This window comes from Kitasatospora sp. NPDC022785, assembly GCF_055561295.1.
Genome location: NZ_JBVHHB010000016.1, coordinates 120,780 through 136,056, shown reverse-complemented (window position 1 = coordinate 136,056; position 15,277 = coordinate 120,780). Strand labels below are relative to the sequence as shown.

Here is a 15,277-nt window from a genome sequence, read left to right as displayed (position 1 = left end):
GGAACCGCTGCGGACTCCGCCCGGCGTCCGTCCCTGGTCGGGCCGGGTCCCCGGTCCGGCGCACCCCCGGACATGTCCAAACCATGACAAGCTGGCGCCCGGCCGACGGATCCGACCGACGGGAACGGCCGGCGAGCCGCGAGCGCCTCCGCCCGCTCCGCATTCGGACCGCACCCCGGGAATTTCTCTCCGCACCCGCGCGGACAGGGCGCCCGGATGCCCGCATCCGCCGGCCCCGGAAACGCCCCCGAACGCCCGGCCGGAAGTCGTTCCACCACGATCACCCCGACTCCCCCGGCCCTGATTCCGGGCGATTCCCGCACCTCCCGAAAGCCGTGCGCAGTGCTCCGGCCATTCCCGGGAATCCGACCGCCGGGCCTCCCCCGCCACGACCGGCGGGCCCCCGTCGACATGGCACGGCCACGCGGATCCGCCGCCCACCCCCAGCAAATGTGTGGGACATGTGAAGGCGCCACGACGCTGGCCCGGCCGCGCCGCCGGACAGCCGAACCGGACAGCCGGGGTCAGAACCGCACGGCCTTGACCACCACCGGCAGCAACGTCTGGTCGGCGGGGGCACGGCTGAACGCGATCGGCTGCGCCTTGTCCCCGGCCGGCAGGCCCTCGACGCCGACCACCGCACTGTCCACCGCCTTGCCGTTGGTGTCGGTGAAATCGACCTGCACCGCGTACGAGGCGGTGTCGAGCCCGGTGTTGACGATCGTCACCACCACCGCGTGCAGGCCCCCGGTCTGCGCCCGCTGCACCCCGGTGACCGTCACGGCCCCGAGCGCGTTGCCGCCGTTCTGCAGCGTGCCCAGCACCTCCGCCGCCTTCTGCCGTGCCTGCACCCCCTGCGCGGAGACCGACGCCTCGAACGAGGCCGCCGCGGCCGAGGCGGACTCGGCCGCGGCCGACACCGAGGCCAGCGCCGACTCCGCCGCCGAGGCCAGCGCGGACGGCGGCTCCCCGGAGAACGAGGACGGCTCCGGCGCCGTGCTCAACGTCGACCCCGGTCCCGACGAGCCGATCGACGGATTGGTCGACGAACTGCTGCACGCCGCCAGCACCCCGATGCCGCTCACCACCGCGGCCAGCGCCACCGCCCGCACCCCCACGCCGCACCGTCGCGGCAATCCCTGAACTTCGCGCACCGAGGATCACTCTCCACTCCACTGCCCCACGACCGAAGGCCCGTACGCCCCCATGCTTCGCAACAACCGCCCCGCACGGCGAAACCTGGTCCCCCGTTCGAGTGGGACCGCCCTGTCCCGCCGCCCGCCGGCGGGCGCCCGCACCGGTCCCCCAGGTCCCGCCGGGCCGGCGGCGGCCCGGTGTGACCGGCGCCATTCGGAACGTACGGGAACCAACGGCGGTGGCGGGCCGACTGGTGGGGGGTGAGTGCGATGTCGCCGGGTGGCCGGCCCTTGAGTGTGCTGGCGGGGTTCGCCCTGCTGCTGTTGGTGGTGTTCGTGGTGGCCTTCGCGGTGGGACGCGGGGCCGGGCCGGTGTCGCCGGGGCTGACGCCCGGCAGCGGCGGCGGGGTGAACCCGGGGATGAGCGGTCACGACATGGGGGCCGGCCGGTGAGCGCGGTCGCGGGAGCGGAGGCCGGGGCGCTGATCAGCACCGACCTGGCGGTCGGCGGGATGACCTGCGCGGCCTGTGTGGGCCGGGTGGAGAAGCGGCTGGCCCGGATCGAGGGCGTCACGGCCGGCGTCAACCTGGCGACCGGGCGGGCAAGGGTGCTGCACCCGGCGGGGGTGGGCGTCGAGGAGCTGGTCGCGGCCGTCGAACGGGCCGGCTACACCGCCGAGTTGGCGGTGGCCGGGCAGGCCCCGGCGGACCGGGAGGAAGACCCCGGCGAGCGCCGGCGGCTGCTGGTGACGGCGCTGCTGGCGGTGCCGGTCGTGGTGCTCTCGATGGTGCCGTCGCTGCAGTTCCCGGCCTGGCAGTGGGTCTGCTTCGGGCTGTCGGTGCCGGTGGTGACGTGGGGTTCGGCCGGGTTCCACCGGCGGGCCCGGCAAGGGCTGCGGCACGCCGCGGCGACCATGGACACCCTGGTCAGCCTCGGAGTGGTGGCCTCGTTCGGCTGGTCCGCGTACGCGCTGCTGTTCGGCGGCGCCGGGGAGATCGGCATGCGGATGCCGTTCTCGCTGACCGCGGACGGCGGCGGCGCGGCGCACGTCTACCTGGAGGCGGCCGTCGGCGTGCCGCTGTTCGTACTGGCCGGGCGGCTGCTGGAGGGCCGGGTGCGGCGGCGCAGCGGTTCGGCGCTGCGGGCGCTCGCCGAGCTGGGGGCGAAGGAGGTGTGCGTCCGGGATCCGGAGTCCGGGGCGGAGCGCCTGCTGCCGGTCGAACAGCTGCTGCCCGGGCGCGAGTTCGTGGTGCGACCGGGCGAGCGGGTGGCCACCGACGGGGTGGTGGTGGAGGGCGGCTCCGCGCTGGACCTCAGCCTGCTGACGGGTGAGAGCGTCCCGGTGGAGGTCGGGCCGGGGGACAAGGTGGCGGGCGCGACGGTCAACGTCGGCGGCGCGCTGGTGATCCGGGCGACGGCGGTGGGCGCCGACACCCAGCTGGCCCGGATCACCGCGCTGGTCGCGGACGCGCAGGCGGGCAAGGCGCGGGCGCAGCGGCTGGCGGACGCGGTGGCCGGGGTGTTCGTGCCCTGTGTGCTGGCGGTGGCGGTCTGCGTGCTGGGCTTCTGGCTCGGCGCGGGCGCCGAGCCGCAGGCGGCGGTCACGGCGGCGGTCGCCGTCCTGGTGGTCGCCTGCCCGTGCGCGCTGGGCCTGGCCACGCCGACCGCGCTGCTGGCGGCGACCGGGCGGGGCGCCGAGCTGGGCGTCCTGGTGCGCGGCCCGGAGGTGCTGGAGAGCCTGCGCCGGATCGACACGGTGGTGCTGGACAAGACCGGCACGCTGACCACCGGGCGGATGGAGCTCGCCGAGCTGACCGCCGTGCCCGAGGTGGACGAGGACCAGGTGCTGCGGCTGGTGGGGGCCGTCGAGCACCGTTCGGAGCACCCCATCGGGAGGGCTGTCGTGGGGGCGGCCCGGACCCGGGGCGGCTCCGAGCCCCTCCCGGCGGTGGCCGGCTTCACGGCCACCGCCGGGGTCGGGGTGTCCGGCACGGTCGAGGGGCGGCACGTCCGGGTGGTCCGGCCCGACGACGCCGCGGGCCCGCTGCCGGGCGCGCTCGCCGAAGCGTTGGCCCGCGCGGCTGAGGCCGGGCGGACGCCGGTGGTGGCGGAGCTGGACGGGCAGCCGGTCGCCGTCCTCGCGGTGGGCGACACGCTGCGCTCCGGCAGCTGGCGGGCGCTCCACCGGCTGCGCGGGATGGGTCTGGAGACGGTCCTGCTGACCGGGGACGGCGCCGGCGCGGCCCGGGCGGTGGCGAAGGAGCTGGGCATCGGCCAGGTGCACTCCTCGGCCTCGCCGGAGCGCAAGGCCGAGGTCGTGGCCGAGCTGAAGGCGGCCGGGCGGACGACGGCGGTGGTCGGCGACGGCGTCAACGACGCGGTCGCGCTCGCCTCCGCCGACCTCGGGGTGGCGCTGGCCTCCGGGAGCGACGCCGCGATCGGTGCCGCCGGGCTGACCCTGGTCCGCGGCGACATCGAGGCGGTGGTGGACGCCGTGCGGCTGGCCAGGCGGACCCTGGCCACGATCCGGGTCAACCTGGTCTGGGCGTTCGGGTACAACATGGTGCTGATCCCGCTGGCGGCGGTCGGTGTGCTGAACCCGATGCTGGCGGCGGTGGCGATGTCGCTCAGCTCGCTGCTGGTGGTGGCGAACAGCCTGCGGCTGCGCACCTGGCAGCCGGGTCGGGGCGGCTCCGGTGGCACGGCCGGTGCGAGCGGGCGGGGCCGGCGGCCGGGGGCGGGCCGGTGAGGGCGCCGTTCTCCGGGCGGTCGGTCTCCCGGCGGAGGGTCCCGGGCCGGGTGGTCAAGGGCCGGGTGGTCAAGGGCCGGGCGGTCCCGAGCCGGAAGGTCTCACGGCGGACGGCCGAGCGGGTGCGCGCGGTCGGGCCGCCGGTGGTGGCGGCCGGGGTGGCGCTGGCGCTGCTCTCCGGCTGGACGGCGGTCGGCGGGGCCGGGCGGCAGCGCCCGGTCGAGGCCGGGCCGGGCTGGCTGCTGCTGCCGACGGCCGGCGGTGCGACCGCCACGGCGGCGTTCTTCACGGTCCGCAACCCCGGCGACGTCCCCGACGAACTGACGGGTGCCGGCTGGGAGCTCGGCGGCCGCATCACCCTGAAGCGGCACCGGCACCAGGGTGCGTCCGGCCGCTGGGAGCCGGTCGAGGCGCTACCGGTGCCGGGGCGCGGCGAGCTGGTGATGTCGCCGGAGGACGCCGACCTGATGATCACCAACCCGCCTGCGCTGCGGGCGGGCCAGTGGGTGGAGTTCACGCTGACCTTCCGCCACAGTCCGGAGCTCAAGGTCCGGGCCGAGGTCGTCCCCCCGGGTGGGCGGCGCAGCAGCTGAGGCCGGGGGCGCGGCGGCCGGGGCCGGGGCGGCACGAGGGGTCGGCCGCGGTGAGGCTGGGCAGCGCCCGCGCCCGCCGCCCACGCTCTCCGCCCGGGGGAGGCGGCCCGGGCGGACCCCGCCGTACGGAAGGGGTGTGCACGCGCACTACCGTGAATCCGACGAACCCCTGGTCGGTTGACCTGGGGCGGGCCCGGACGCACCGGGGCAGAACGACGGGGAGGACGCCGGTGGGCGGCGCGGACGGTACGCGGGCGGGCACCGGCGGTCCGGCACGGACGGACGGCACCAGCGGCACGAGTAGTACCGGGCGCACGAGCGGTACCGGCGGCACGAGCGGTACCGGCGGCGCGAGCCGCACCGGCGGTCCGGCGGCCGGGGGCAGCGGTGGCCATGACGGTGGCGCCGCGCGGATGCCGCAGCTGCGCCTGGACGAGCTGCTGGAAGAGCTCCAGTGGCGGATCGACGCGGCGCGTGGCACCCGGGACCGGGTGCACAGCCTGCTGGAGGCGGTACTGGCGGTCGGCCGCGAGCTGGACCTCGCCCAGGCGCTGCACCGGATCGTCGAGGCCGCCGCCGACCTGGTCGACGCCCGCTACGCCGCGCTCGGCGTGATCGGCGCGGACGGGCACACGCTCTCCCAGTTCCTGACGGTCGGTCTGACGCCCGAGGAGAGCGCCGCGATCGGGCCGCTGCCGGCCGGGCGCGGCATCCTGGGCGAGCTGATCCGCCACCCGCAGCCGCTGCGCCACCCGGTGCTGTCGGATCACCCGGCCTCGGTGGGCTTTCCCGCCCACCACCCGCCGATGCACACCTTCCTCGGGGTGCCGGTGCGGGTGCGCGGCGAGGTGTTCGGCAACCTGTACCTCACCGACAAGCGCGGCGGGCTGGACTTCGACGCCGACGACGAGGCGGTGATCTCCACGCTCGCGGTCGCGGCCGGGGTTGCCATCGACAACGCTCGGCTGTTCGAGGAGGCGCAGCGGCGCCAGCGCTGGCTCCAGGCGAGCGCGGAGATCACCCGCAGCCTGCTGTCGGGCGCGCCGCGGCTGGAGGTGGTCGAGCTGATCGCCCGCCGGGCGCGGGAGATCGCCGGCGCCGAGCTGGCGGACGTCTCGGTGGCGCTGGCCGGGCCCGGGGAGCGGGCGCAGGAGCTGACGGTGGAGGTGGCGCTGGGCGGCGAGCCGGGCGCCCGGCTCGGGGTGACGGTGCCGGTGGACGGCACGCTCTCCGGCGCCGCGTACGCCTGCGGCTCGCCGGTGACCAGCGACGAGCTGGCCTGCGACGCCCGGTTCGCGGCCGGGCCGCCCGGGCGGTTCGAGGGCCTCGGGCCGGCGGTGGCGGTGCCGCTGGGCACCGGCGCGGGGTTCGGGCGGGGTGTGCTGCTGCTGGCCCGGGCGAGCGGGCGGGCGCCGTTCACGGCGGAGGAGACCGACCCGCTGGTGGGCTTCGCCCACCAGGCGGCGCTCGCCCTGGAGCTGGCCGAACGGCGGCGCGATGCCGAGCAGTTGACGCTGCTGGAGGACCGCGACCGGATCGCCCGGGACTTGCACGACCTGGCCATCCAGCGGCTCTTCGCCACCGGGATGACGCTGCAGAGCGCGGGCCGGCTGATCGAGAGCCCGGGCGCGGCGGACCGGGTCGGCCGGGCGGTCGCGGACCTGGACGAGACGATCAAGATCATCCGCTCCACCATCTTCGGGCTGCGCGCCCACAACGAGCCCGACCGGGGCCTGCGGGCCCGCGCCACCCGGGCCGTCGGCGAGGCACGGGCGACCCTGGGCTTCGCGCCGAGGCTCAGCCTGGAGGGGCTGCTCGACACCGACGTGTCGCAGGAGCTGGCCGAACAGGTCCTGGCCGTCCTCGGCGAGGCGCTCAGCAACGCGGCCCGGCACGCCCGCGCGAGCCGGGTGGAGGTCGTCCTGCGCGCCGTCGACGGCCTGGTGCGGCTCACCGTCACGGACGACGGGGTCGGCGTCCCGGAGGGCGGACGCCGCAGCGGCCTGCGGTACCTCGCCGAGCGGGCGGAGCGCGTGGGCGGCAGCTTCGAGCTCCGGGCGGGCGAGGGCGGCGGCACCCGGGTCGTGTGGGAGGCCCCGCTGGGCCTCGCCTGGCACCGCACCACCGGTGGCACGCAGGACACGTGAGCGCACCCCGTCGGCGGTGGCACCCGGGCACGGGAGTACCCCCACCACCGGTGGCACGCGGGACGCGGGAGTGCGCCCCGCGTGCCCACCTCCGGGACGGGTCAGATGCGGGTGTCCTCCACGACGGGGAGGAGGTCGCGGGGCGCCACGCCGCTCTGCTGCTCGCCGCCGGCCCCCTGCGAGGTCAGGGTGCGGGGCGCGGCGGCGGGGGCGGGCTGCTTGCCGCAGAAAGCCGGCTCCAGCACGTTCATCAGCCCCTGGGTCACGGCGCCGTTGTTGGAGGCGTTGGCGAAGACGACGACGCTGCGGCGGCCGTCCGGGGTCGCGAACGACTGGGTCTGGAAGCCCTGGACGATCCCGCCGTGGCCGAACACGTTGCCGCAGGAGAGCGCGATCTGCCGCAGCCCCAGCCCGTAGCTGATCTTCGCGGTGGGGGTGGGGAGCACACTGGTCATCTGCTTCAGCGAGGCGTCCGAGACCAGCCCGCCGGCGCTGCCGGCCATCAGCGCGGTGAGGAAGCGGTCCATGTCGCGGGCGGAGGAGACGACCCCGCCGGCGCTCCACACCCAGGAGGCGGTCTGCTCGGTGGAGTCCAGCAGCGGCTTGGAACGGTCGTCGTTGGTCAGGTAGCCGGTGACGTGCCGCCCCTCGATCTCCTCGGCCGGGACGTCGAAGGAGGTGCGGCTCAGGTCCAGCGGTTCGATGATCGCGTCGCGCAGCACCTCCGCGTACGGCCGGCCGGTGAGGTGCTCGACCGCCAGGCCCATCAGCACGAAGTCCGTGTTCGAGTAGGAGTAGCGCGATCCGGGCGTGTACTGCACGCCGTGCGCGACCGACATCGCCACGAGCTTCGCGGGGTCGTAGACGTTGTGGCGGATGCGCGCCTCGAACGCGCTGGTGGTCTCCTCGCCGGCCTGCTCCAGGAGGTCGTTGGTGTGGTCGTAGACGCCCGCGCGGTGCTCCATCACCTGACGGCCGGTCATCGTCCAGCCCTCCGGCAGCGTGCCGGCCGGGAGGTAGTCCCGCAGCGGCTTGTCCAGGTCGATCCGCCCCTGCTCGGCAAGCTGCATGACCAGGACCGCGGCGAACATCTTGCTGTTGCTGCCGACCCGGAACCGCAGGTCGGAGTTGATCGGGGTCCCGTCCAGATCGGCCTTGCCGACCGCCAGCGAGACCTTGGTCTCCACACCGCCGTGATCCCTGATCACCGCGAACGCACCCGGCGCCCCGGCGTTCACCGTGCCCTGCAGGGCGGCACGCACCCCGGCCGTGTCCGGCACCGCCGCTGCCGCCGGCGCCGCCACGGCCCCCGTCGCCCCCGTGGCCACGACCACCACACCGGTCGCGGCCACGGCCAGCGCACGCACAAATCCAACCCGCGTCATCAGAAACGCCCCTGACTTTCCGTCACCTGGGAAACCGGTCCCGTCGGGACCATGATCCAATATCCCGGACGGGGGGTCATCCGACAAACGGACCCGCTGTGGCCGCTGCTGACGGCGGGCCGGCGGGCCGGCGACCCGTGTGGGGCCCGGGCGCCGGTGATCCTGTCCACTCGGGGAACGGGGCCGGGACGCGCGCGGGTTCAGCCGGGCGTCCGCAGCCGGGTCCGGCCACCCGGACCGCCGCGCGTCTCCCGGCAGGTTCAGCCGCGCAGGCCGCCGTGTGTCCGCGGGTGGGCCGGCTGCGGGGCCGCGGAGCGGCGCAGCTCGGTGGCGATCAGTGCGGCCTGGACGCGCCGTTCCACGCCCAGCTTGGCCAGCAGCCGGGAGACGTGGTTCTTCACCGTCTTCTCGGCGAGGTAGAGGCGCTCGCCGATCTGCCGGTTGGTCAGTCCCTCGCCGATCAGCGCCAGCACCTCCTGCTCGCGCGCGGTCAGCTCCGGCCCGCGCGGCACCGGTCGTGCCGCCGCCGCATCGCTGCGCAGGCGGTTGAGCAGGCGGGTCGCCGCACCCGGGTCGAGCATCGAGCGGCCGGAGGCGACGGTGCGCACCGCCGTGACCAGGTCGGTGCCGCTGATCTGCTTGAGGACGTACCCGGCGGCGCCCGCCATGACGGCGTCGAGCAGCGCCTCCTCGTCGTCGAAGGAGGTGAGCATCAGACAGGCCAGGTCGGGCATGCGCGAGCGCAGTTCACGGCAGACGGCCACACCGTCGCCGTCGCCGAGCCGCACGTCCAGGACGGCGACGTCCGGGCGCAGCGCGGGCACCCGGACGAGCGCCTGCTCGGCGGTGGCGGCCTCGCCGACCACCTGGAGGTCCGGTTCGCCGTCCAAGAGGTCGTGGACGCCGCGGCGCACCACCTCGTGGTCGTCCAGCAGGAACACCCTGACCGGTACCTGCGCGCCCGCCGTACTGCTCGCCATCGCGCGGCTCCACCTTCCTCGTGCCCGGCACGCACCTGCTGCGGGCCCACCGCATCATCCCCGACCGGACCGCCGCGCCCCAGGGCCGAACGACCCCATTGAGCGCCGTCCGGGGGCGTTGATCCACGGTCAGGCCGGGACGTGACCGCAGCCGGCGGTGGTGATGGACGTGACCGCGCCGAGGATGCCGCCGAGGCCGCGTGGACGGCCTTCCCCGCCCGGGCGGTGTCCCGGCATGCCGGAGCGCGGGCCGGGGAGTTCGCCCGGACTCCCCCGCCCACGCCGGTGCGGCCGCGGGGCCGCTACCCGGCCCCGGCGGCGCCCTCGGTGAGCCGGTGGCCGGTGACCAGCTCGGGCCGGATCGCCACCATGTGCTCCATCGCGCCCGCCACCCAGGGGCGCAGCAGTGCCCGGTAGCGCGCCAGTCGGTCCGGGTCGGTGACCGGGCGGGCGTAGCCGGTCACGACCACGCTCCAGCCCAGGTGGGTCGACGGGTCGATGGCGTCCGCCTCGTAGGCGACCACGACGCCGGCCGCGTCCGCCCCGAGTGCCTCCGCGCTCAGGGCAGCGTCGTGGGTGCGGATGACGATCGCGTCGTCGACCAGCACGTGGTTGACGGGCCGGACGGCCGGCAGCGCCCGCGCGGTGAACACGATCCGGCCGAACGGCGCTCCGCCCAGCAGCCACAGCGCCTCGGCGCGTCCGATCGGCACCAGGTGGCGCGGCGGGGCCACGCCGTCCGGCAGCGGGCCGGGCGGGCCGGCCTCGCCGGTCACGAGGCGGCCGCGATCAGGCCGAGCCCGCCGTCGTAGCGCCGGTAGAGCACCCGGCCGCGGCGGGTGCCGGGCCGGGCGAAGAAGAGGAAGGGCAGGTCGGCCCCGGAGAGCCGCGCCACGGCCTGGTCCTCGGTCAGCTCCGGTGCGCCGCAGGGGCTGACGGTGAGCGGCACGGCCGGGCCGGTGGGCGGAGCGGCGGCCACCGTGCGGGCCAGCCGGTAGCCGGTGGGGCCGACCCGGTAGACCACGGCGTCGGTCTCGGTGGCGGGGTCGGTGAACAGGTGGATGTCGAAGTCCATCGCGTCCATGGTCCGGGCCGCCGCGTCGGGCGAGCACCACACCAGGGCGGCCGCCTTGCGACGGACGATCCGCTCCGCCCGGGCTCCGTGCGGGATTTCGGTGCACGGATCGGCCCCGACCGAGCCCGCGCCCACACGCACGAGCGAACGTTCGCCCCGCGGCGCGCCCTGCGCGGTCACCACGCCGGGCAGCCCCCGGCCACGCACCCGGTGCGGCCAGGGCCTGGGCGTCCAGCCGGAGGTGACGGCCGCGATCCGGCCGCGCAGCCCGTCGGCCAGCCGGTCCAGTGCCTCGCCGAGGTCGGCGGCGGCCTCCTGGACGCGGATCCGCCGGCCGTCCACCTCGGCGTTGACCTGCGCCAGCACGGCGACCCCACCGACCGGTCCGACCCGCACCCGTGGCGCCTCGACCAGGGCGTCGGCCCCGCTCACCACGGCCGCGATCCGGGCCCTGGCGTCGCCCGCGACGCCTCCCGACATCCCCTCGCGCACCTGCACCGTGACCAACTCGCCCATCTCCGGCCTCTCCCGTCCCATCACGCAGATTTCCGTACTTTCACGTCCTGCCACGTCTGCCCTCGGCGCACCCCGCGCACACACCCGCACGGCGATCACGATCCCCGCACCGCTGCGGACCGGACAAGGGCCGAACGGCCCACCGCCCCCGGCCCACCGCCCCCGGCCGGCCTCTCCCGCCACCGCTCGGCCCTGAGCCACCCCGCGCGGCCGTGGCCACCCCGCTCGGCCCCGGCCCCACCCCCGCTCGGCCGTACCCCGCTGCGCGAACGGGCGTGCGATGATCGGGACATGCCCGCTCTCGACAACCAGTCCGACTACTGGAACTCCACCGGGACGGCGAAGACCTTCGGGCACCCGCTCGACCCGGACTGGCTGGCGCGCCTCGACCGCGGCGCGGCCGTCCTCGACTACGGCTGCGGCTACGGCCGCCTCGCCGGCGAGCTGGCCGCGCTCGGCTTCACGGACGTCGAGGGCGTGGACGTCGCGCCCAGCCTCGTCGCCCGCGCCCGGGCCGAGCAGCCGGCCGCCCGGTTCACCGTGCTGACCGACCCCCCGCGGCTCGCCCACCCGGACGGCACCCTCGGCGCGGCGTTGCTGTTCGCCGTCCTCACCTGCGTGCCGGGCGACGACGGCCAGCGCGCCCTGGTCGCCGAGCTGCACCGGGTGCTGCGGCCGGGCGGCCTGCTCTACGTCAGCGACCTCTGCCTCCAACCCGACGCGCGCAACCGCGACCGCTACGCGGAGTTCGCCGAACGGTACGGCCGGTACGGAGTGTTCGAGACCAGCGACGGCGCGGTCTGCCGCCACCACACCCGGCAGTGGCTGGACGAGCTGCTCGGCGCGTTCGAACCGGTCGCCGAGCGCGAGCTGCCGGTGCGCACCATGAACGGCCGGCCGGCGGTGGCCACCCAGTTGCTGGTCGCCCGGCGCTGACCCTCCGGCCCGCGCTCCGCGGGACGACGGCCCGCACACCGCAGATGATGCGGGCAGGCCACCGCAAAGATGGGGGCCTGCCCCCCATGCCCCGGTGGCCACGGCAGCGCAAGGATCGGCCCGAGGGCGGCGTCTTCGACGGCAGCGCTGCCCTCTCCCGGCATCGGAGGTGCGGTGGTGGCTGAGGTGAACGCCGTGCGAAGAGCACGCCCCTACGGGGGTGGCGCACCGGTTCAGGGCCCGGTCGCACCGGCCGCAGCCCCGGCCGCCACGACTCAGCGCCCTCCGGTGCCCGGTGACGCCCCCGGCCGCGCGGCGGTGCCCGGCCCGTCGCGGCCGCCGGCACCGCCCCGGGCGGCCCGGCTCCGGCTCACGGGGGCCGCCGCCTGCGCGCCGTGGTGGGAACGGGCCCTGACGCCCGGCCGGCCTCTTCCGGCCGGCCGGCCCGAGTGGGCCGCCTTCGCCGAGGCCGCCATCGCCGCGGCGCCCGTCCGCCCGGTCGTGCCGCGGGCCGCCTACCCGGGTCTCACCGGCTTCGGCCTGGTCCTGGCGCCCTTCGCCGAGCGCGCCCTGGCCCGGCTCTGCGCGACGCTGGAGACCACCGCCCACCTCGACCTGCCCGCCCTGCGCGCCGGCTTCACCGCCCGCCTCACCGCCCGCCTGAGCCGGATCGCGGCGCGCACCCTGGTCCTGGAGCTGCACACCGCCCGCGCGGCCGGCCGGCTGAGCGGTGCCACGCCGCAGGAACGGTTCCGCTCCTTCCTGGCCCTCACCGCCCGCCGCGACGGCCTCGCCGTGCTGGTGCGCGCCTACCCGGTGCTCGCCCAGCTGCTCGCCCAGGCCTGCCTGGACGCCGCCGAGGCGCAGGCCGAGCTGCTCTCCCGCTTCGCCGCCGACCGCCCGCTGCTGGTCCCCGCCCTGCTCGGCGGCACCGACCCCGGCGCGCTGGTGGCCGTCGACTCCGAGGCCGGCGACCGTCACCGCCGCGGCCGCGCCGTCGCGGTGCTGCACTTCGCGAACGGAGCCGCCGTCGCGTACCGGCCCCGGCCGCCCGCCGCGCACCGGCACTTCAACGCGCTGCTCGGCTGGTTCAACGCCCAGCCCGACGTGCCCCGGCTGCGCGCGCTCGGACTGCTGGACCGCGGCGGCCACGGCTGGACGGAGTTCGCCGAGGCCCGGCCCTGCCGCACCCCGTTCGAGGTGGAGCGGTTCTACCGGCGGCAGGGCGCGCTGCTGGCGCTGCTGCACGTGCTGGACGGCACCGACCTGCACTTCGAGAACGTGGTCGCCTGCGGGGAGCACCCCGTCCTGGTCGACGTGGAGACGCTGTTCCACCCGCCGGCTCAGGCCGGACCGGCTGAGGACCCGGCCGCCCGCGCGCTGGAGGAGTCGGTCCACCGGGTCGGCCTGCTGCCGCAGTTGCTGCTGGGCGACGACGGCGCCGTGGACGTCTCCGGCATCGGCGGCGGCCGGCGGGCGACCTCCCCGGTCGAGGGCGTGGACTGGGCGGGAGCCGGCACCGACGAGATGCGGCTGGTGCGACGCCCCCGCCCGTTCGGCGAGGCCCGCAACCGGCCCCGGCTGGACGGCACCCCCGCCGACCCGGCCGCGTACACCGAGGCGCTGGTGGCCGGATTCCGCGCAGGGTACGCCGCGCTCGCCGCCGGCCGCGGCCAACTCTGCGGCCCACAGGGACTGTTGCACTCCTTCGCCGAGGACGAGGTGCGGGTGGTGCCGCGCGCCACCCGGGTGTACGCGCGGCTGCTGGACGAGTCGACCCACCCGGACGTGCTGGGCGACGCCGCGGCCCGGGGCGCGGTGCTGGAGCTGCTGCGCACCGACGCCGTCGCGGACCCCGGCCGGCCCGGCCTCGCCGACCACGAGCTCGCCGACCTCCGGGCCGGCGACGTCCCGCTCTTCACCACCCGCCCCGGCAGCCGCGACCTGTGGACGTCCGGCGGCCGCCGGCTCCCCGGCGAACTGGCCGAAACCGGACTGTCCCGCGCCGAGGCCAAACTCGCCGCCCTCGGCGGGGTGGACCGCAAGGACCAGGAGTGGATCATCCGGGCGGCGATGGCGGGCGCCGCCACCGCGCCCGCACACCGCCCCGGCCGCCCGGTGCCGGAGAACGTCTGGGCGACCGCCCCCGAGCCCGAGCAACTGCTGGCCGCCGCCCGCGGTGTCGGCGACCAGCTGGTCGCCGCCGCGTACCGGGGGCGCGCCCGCACCAACTGGCTCGGCCTGGAGCTGCTCGCCGACCGGTACTGGCGGGTCCGCCCGCTCGGCGCCGACCTGGCCGGCGGGTACACCGGCCCCGCGCTCTTCCTCGCCCAACTGGCCGCGCTCACCGGCTCCGACCGCTACGCCGAGGTCGCCCGCCGCGCGCTCGCGCCCGTCCCCGGCCTGCTCGACCTGCTCGGCGCGCACCCCGACCACCCGGCCGCCGTCGGCTCCGGCGCGTTCGCCGGGCTGGGCGGCATCGCGTACGCGCTCACCGAGATCGCCCGCGCCCTGGACGACCCGCTGATCCGGCAGTGGACCGGCCCGGCGGTGGCGCTCACCGCGGCCGCCGCCGAACGCGAGAGCGACACCGGCGTGCACAGCGGCACCGCCGGCGGCCTGGCCGCGCTGCTCGCCGTCCACACCGCCTCCGGCCGGCCGGAGGCCCTGCGCGCCGCCGCCCGCTGCGCCGAGCGGCTCGCCGCGGCGCCCCTGCCCGCCGGCCCCGGCTTCGCCCACGGCGCGGCGGGCACCGGCTGGGCGCTGCTGCGGTACGCGCGGGCCGCCGGCGAGCCGGCCGACGGCCCGCACCACCGGGCCGGCCTGGCCGCACTGCACGCCGCCACCACCGGGCGCGCCCGCGAGGCGTCGTGGTGCCGCGGCCGCCCCGGCATCGCGCTCGCGGTGGCCGACAGCCCGGGCGCGCAGGCCGACCCACAGCTCGCCGACTGGCTCCCGCGCGCCGTCCGGAACACCGCGCGCGCCGCGCCGCTGCCCGACCAGAGCCTCTGCCACGGCGAGCTCGGCGTCCTGGAGCTGCTCGGCCGCGGCGGCCCGGCGTACGGGCGGACGCCGTGGGTGCGGCGGGCGGCCGCGCTGCTGGCCGGGGTCGACCAGGAGGGACCGCGCTGCGGCACCCCGGACCACGTGCCGCACCCCGGCCTGCTCACCGGCCTGGCCGGAATCGGGCACGGGCTGCTGCGGCTGGGCTTCCCCGAACAGGTGCCGCCCGCGCTGCTGCTCCGCCCCCGGCTCCCGGCTCCGCCGCCTGCCCTTTGACCGCACCACCGTCCGCGGTCCGCCCGGACCCGGTACGGTGCGGCGGGCGGGCGTTGCCGCCCGCCCGGTTTCCACCTGCCAACACCCGGTCCAACGACGAAATGGGAGTACCTGAGCACATGCGCGACACCGACCTGACGCCCAGCCGGAAGCACGCGACCGGCCGACCCGACGAGGCGGCCGACCACCCCGCCGGCGAGATCCGGCTGCGGGCCGGCGGCGGCCTGGGCCTCCGCTCCCAGCTGCTCGCCTCCGGCGGCACCACGGCGCCCGCCTTCGAGTTCCCGACCATGACCGTCCCGGCCTGACCGGCCCGGAACGAATCCATCGCCGGCTCCCGGACGACGCGTGCCCCGCGCACGCGCCCGCCCGGCCGGACCGCCACCGGGGACCGGGCAGCCTCCCGGTGGCGGTCCCGGCGGTGAACCGGAGGCCACCGCCACGAATGTGGTCGTATGGTAACCATCCCGCAATGGCACG

The 15,277-nt window shown here is 77.0% G+C and carries 13 protein-coding genes; 8 read left to right on the top strand and 5 right to left on the bottom strand.

What is annotated here, in order from left to right; genetic code table 11:
* Positions 1-524 precede the first annotated feature (524 nt).
* Entirely contained in the window at positions 525-824 is a 300-nt protein-coding gene (locus ACZ3YO_RS23995) for a hypothetical protein (RefSeq protein ID WP_465553345.1), read from the bottom strand.
* Here ACZ3YO_RS23995 and ACZ3YO_RS23990 point away from each other — a divergent pair.
* From ACZ3YO_RS23990 to ACZ3YO_RS23970, 5 genes are all read left to right on the top strand, one after another.
* Entirely contained in the window at positions 814-1,143 is a 330-nt protein-coding gene (locus ACZ3YO_RS23990; RefSeq protein ID WP_465572684.1) for a hypothetical protein, read from the top strand. The two genes, ACZ3YO_RS23995 and ACZ3YO_RS23990, sit on opposite strands and share 11 nt — an antisense overlap.
* A gap of 284 nt (positions 1,144-1,427) precedes the next feature.
* Complete coding sequence (locus ACZ3YO_RS23985; RefSeq protein ID WP_465553349.1) at positions 1,428-1,589, top strand: hypothetical protein; 162 nt, start codon at positions 1,428-1,430, stop codon at positions 1,587-1,589.
* Complete coding sequence (locus ACZ3YO_RS23980) at positions 1,586-3,886, top strand: heavy metal translocating P-type ATPase (RefSeq protein WP_465572681.1); 2,301 nt, start codon at positions 1,586-1,588, stop codon at positions 3,884-3,886. The genes ACZ3YO_RS23985 and ACZ3YO_RS23980 overlap by 4 nt, the downstream gene beginning before the upstream one ends.
* Positions 3,887-3,936: 50 nt before the next feature.
* Entirely contained in the window at positions 3,937-4,479 is a 543-nt protein-coding gene (locus tag ACZ3YO_RS23975; protein WP_465572679.1) for a copper chaperone PCu(A)C, read from the top strand.
* Positions 4,480-4,892: 413 nt separating this feature from the next.
* Positions 4,893-6,626, top strand: a complete 1,734-nt coding sequence (locus ACZ3YO_RS23970; protein WP_465572676.1) for a sensor histidine kinase — start codon at positions 4,893-4,895, stop codon at positions 6,624-6,626.
* A 101-nt stretch (positions 6,627-6,727) separates the two neighbouring features.
* On the opposite strand, the gene ACZ3YO_RS23965 is transcribed toward ACZ3YO_RS23970, so the two are convergent.
* The 4 genes from ACZ3YO_RS23965 to ACZ3YO_RS23950 all read right to left on the bottom strand — a co-directional run bounded on the left by ACZ3YO_RS23965 (position 6,728) and on the right by ACZ3YO_RS23950 (position 10,582).
* Entirely contained in the window at positions 6,728-8,011 is a 1,284-nt protein-coding gene (locus ACZ3YO_RS23965; protein WP_465572673.1) for a serine hydrolase domain-containing protein, read from the bottom strand.
* A 260-nt stretch (positions 8,012-8,271) separates the two neighbouring features.
* Positions 8,272-8,991, bottom strand: a complete 720-nt coding sequence (locus ACZ3YO_RS23960) for a response regulator (protein WP_465572670.1) — start codon at positions 8,989-8,991, stop codon at positions 8,272-8,274.
* A gap of 302 nt (positions 8,992-9,293) precedes the next feature.
* Entirely contained in the window at positions 9,294-9,767 is a 474-nt protein-coding gene (locus ACZ3YO_RS23955; protein ID WP_465572668.1) for a pyridoxamine 5'-phosphate oxidase family protein, read from the bottom strand.
* On the bottom strand, positions 9,764-10,582 hold the full coding sequence (locus tag ACZ3YO_RS23950) for a sigma 54 modulation/S30EA ribosomal C-terminal domain-containing protein (protein ID WP_465572665.1): 819 nt from the start codon (positions 10,580-10,582) through the stop codon (positions 9,764-9,766). The genes ACZ3YO_RS23955 and ACZ3YO_RS23950 overlap by 4 nt, the downstream gene beginning before the upstream one ends.
* A gap of 291 nt (positions 10,583-10,873) precedes the next feature.
* Between ACZ3YO_RS23950 and ACZ3YO_RS23945 the strand changes: the two genes are divergently transcribed.
* From ACZ3YO_RS23945 to ACZ3YO_RS23935, 3 genes are all read left to right on the top strand, one after another.
* Positions 10,874-11,518: a class I SAM-dependent methyltransferase gene (locus ACZ3YO_RS23945; protein WP_465572663.1), complete on the top strand. Its 645-nt coding sequence runs from the start codon at positions 10,874-10,876 to the stop codon at positions 11,516-11,518.
* A 288-nt stretch (positions 11,519-11,806) separates the two neighbouring features.
* Complete coding sequence (locus ACZ3YO_RS23940; protein WP_465572660.1) at positions 11,807-14,797, top strand: type 2 lanthipeptide synthetase LanM family protein; 2,991 nt, start codon at positions 11,807-11,809, stop codon at positions 14,795-14,797.
* A gap of 119 nt (positions 14,798-14,916) precedes the next feature.
* Positions 14,917-15,105, top strand: a complete 189-nt coding sequence (locus ACZ3YO_RS23935) for a hypothetical protein (protein ID WP_465554181.1) — start codon at positions 14,917-14,919, stop codon at positions 15,103-15,105.
* The last annotated feature ends 172 nt before the right edge of the window (positions 15,106-15,277 follow it).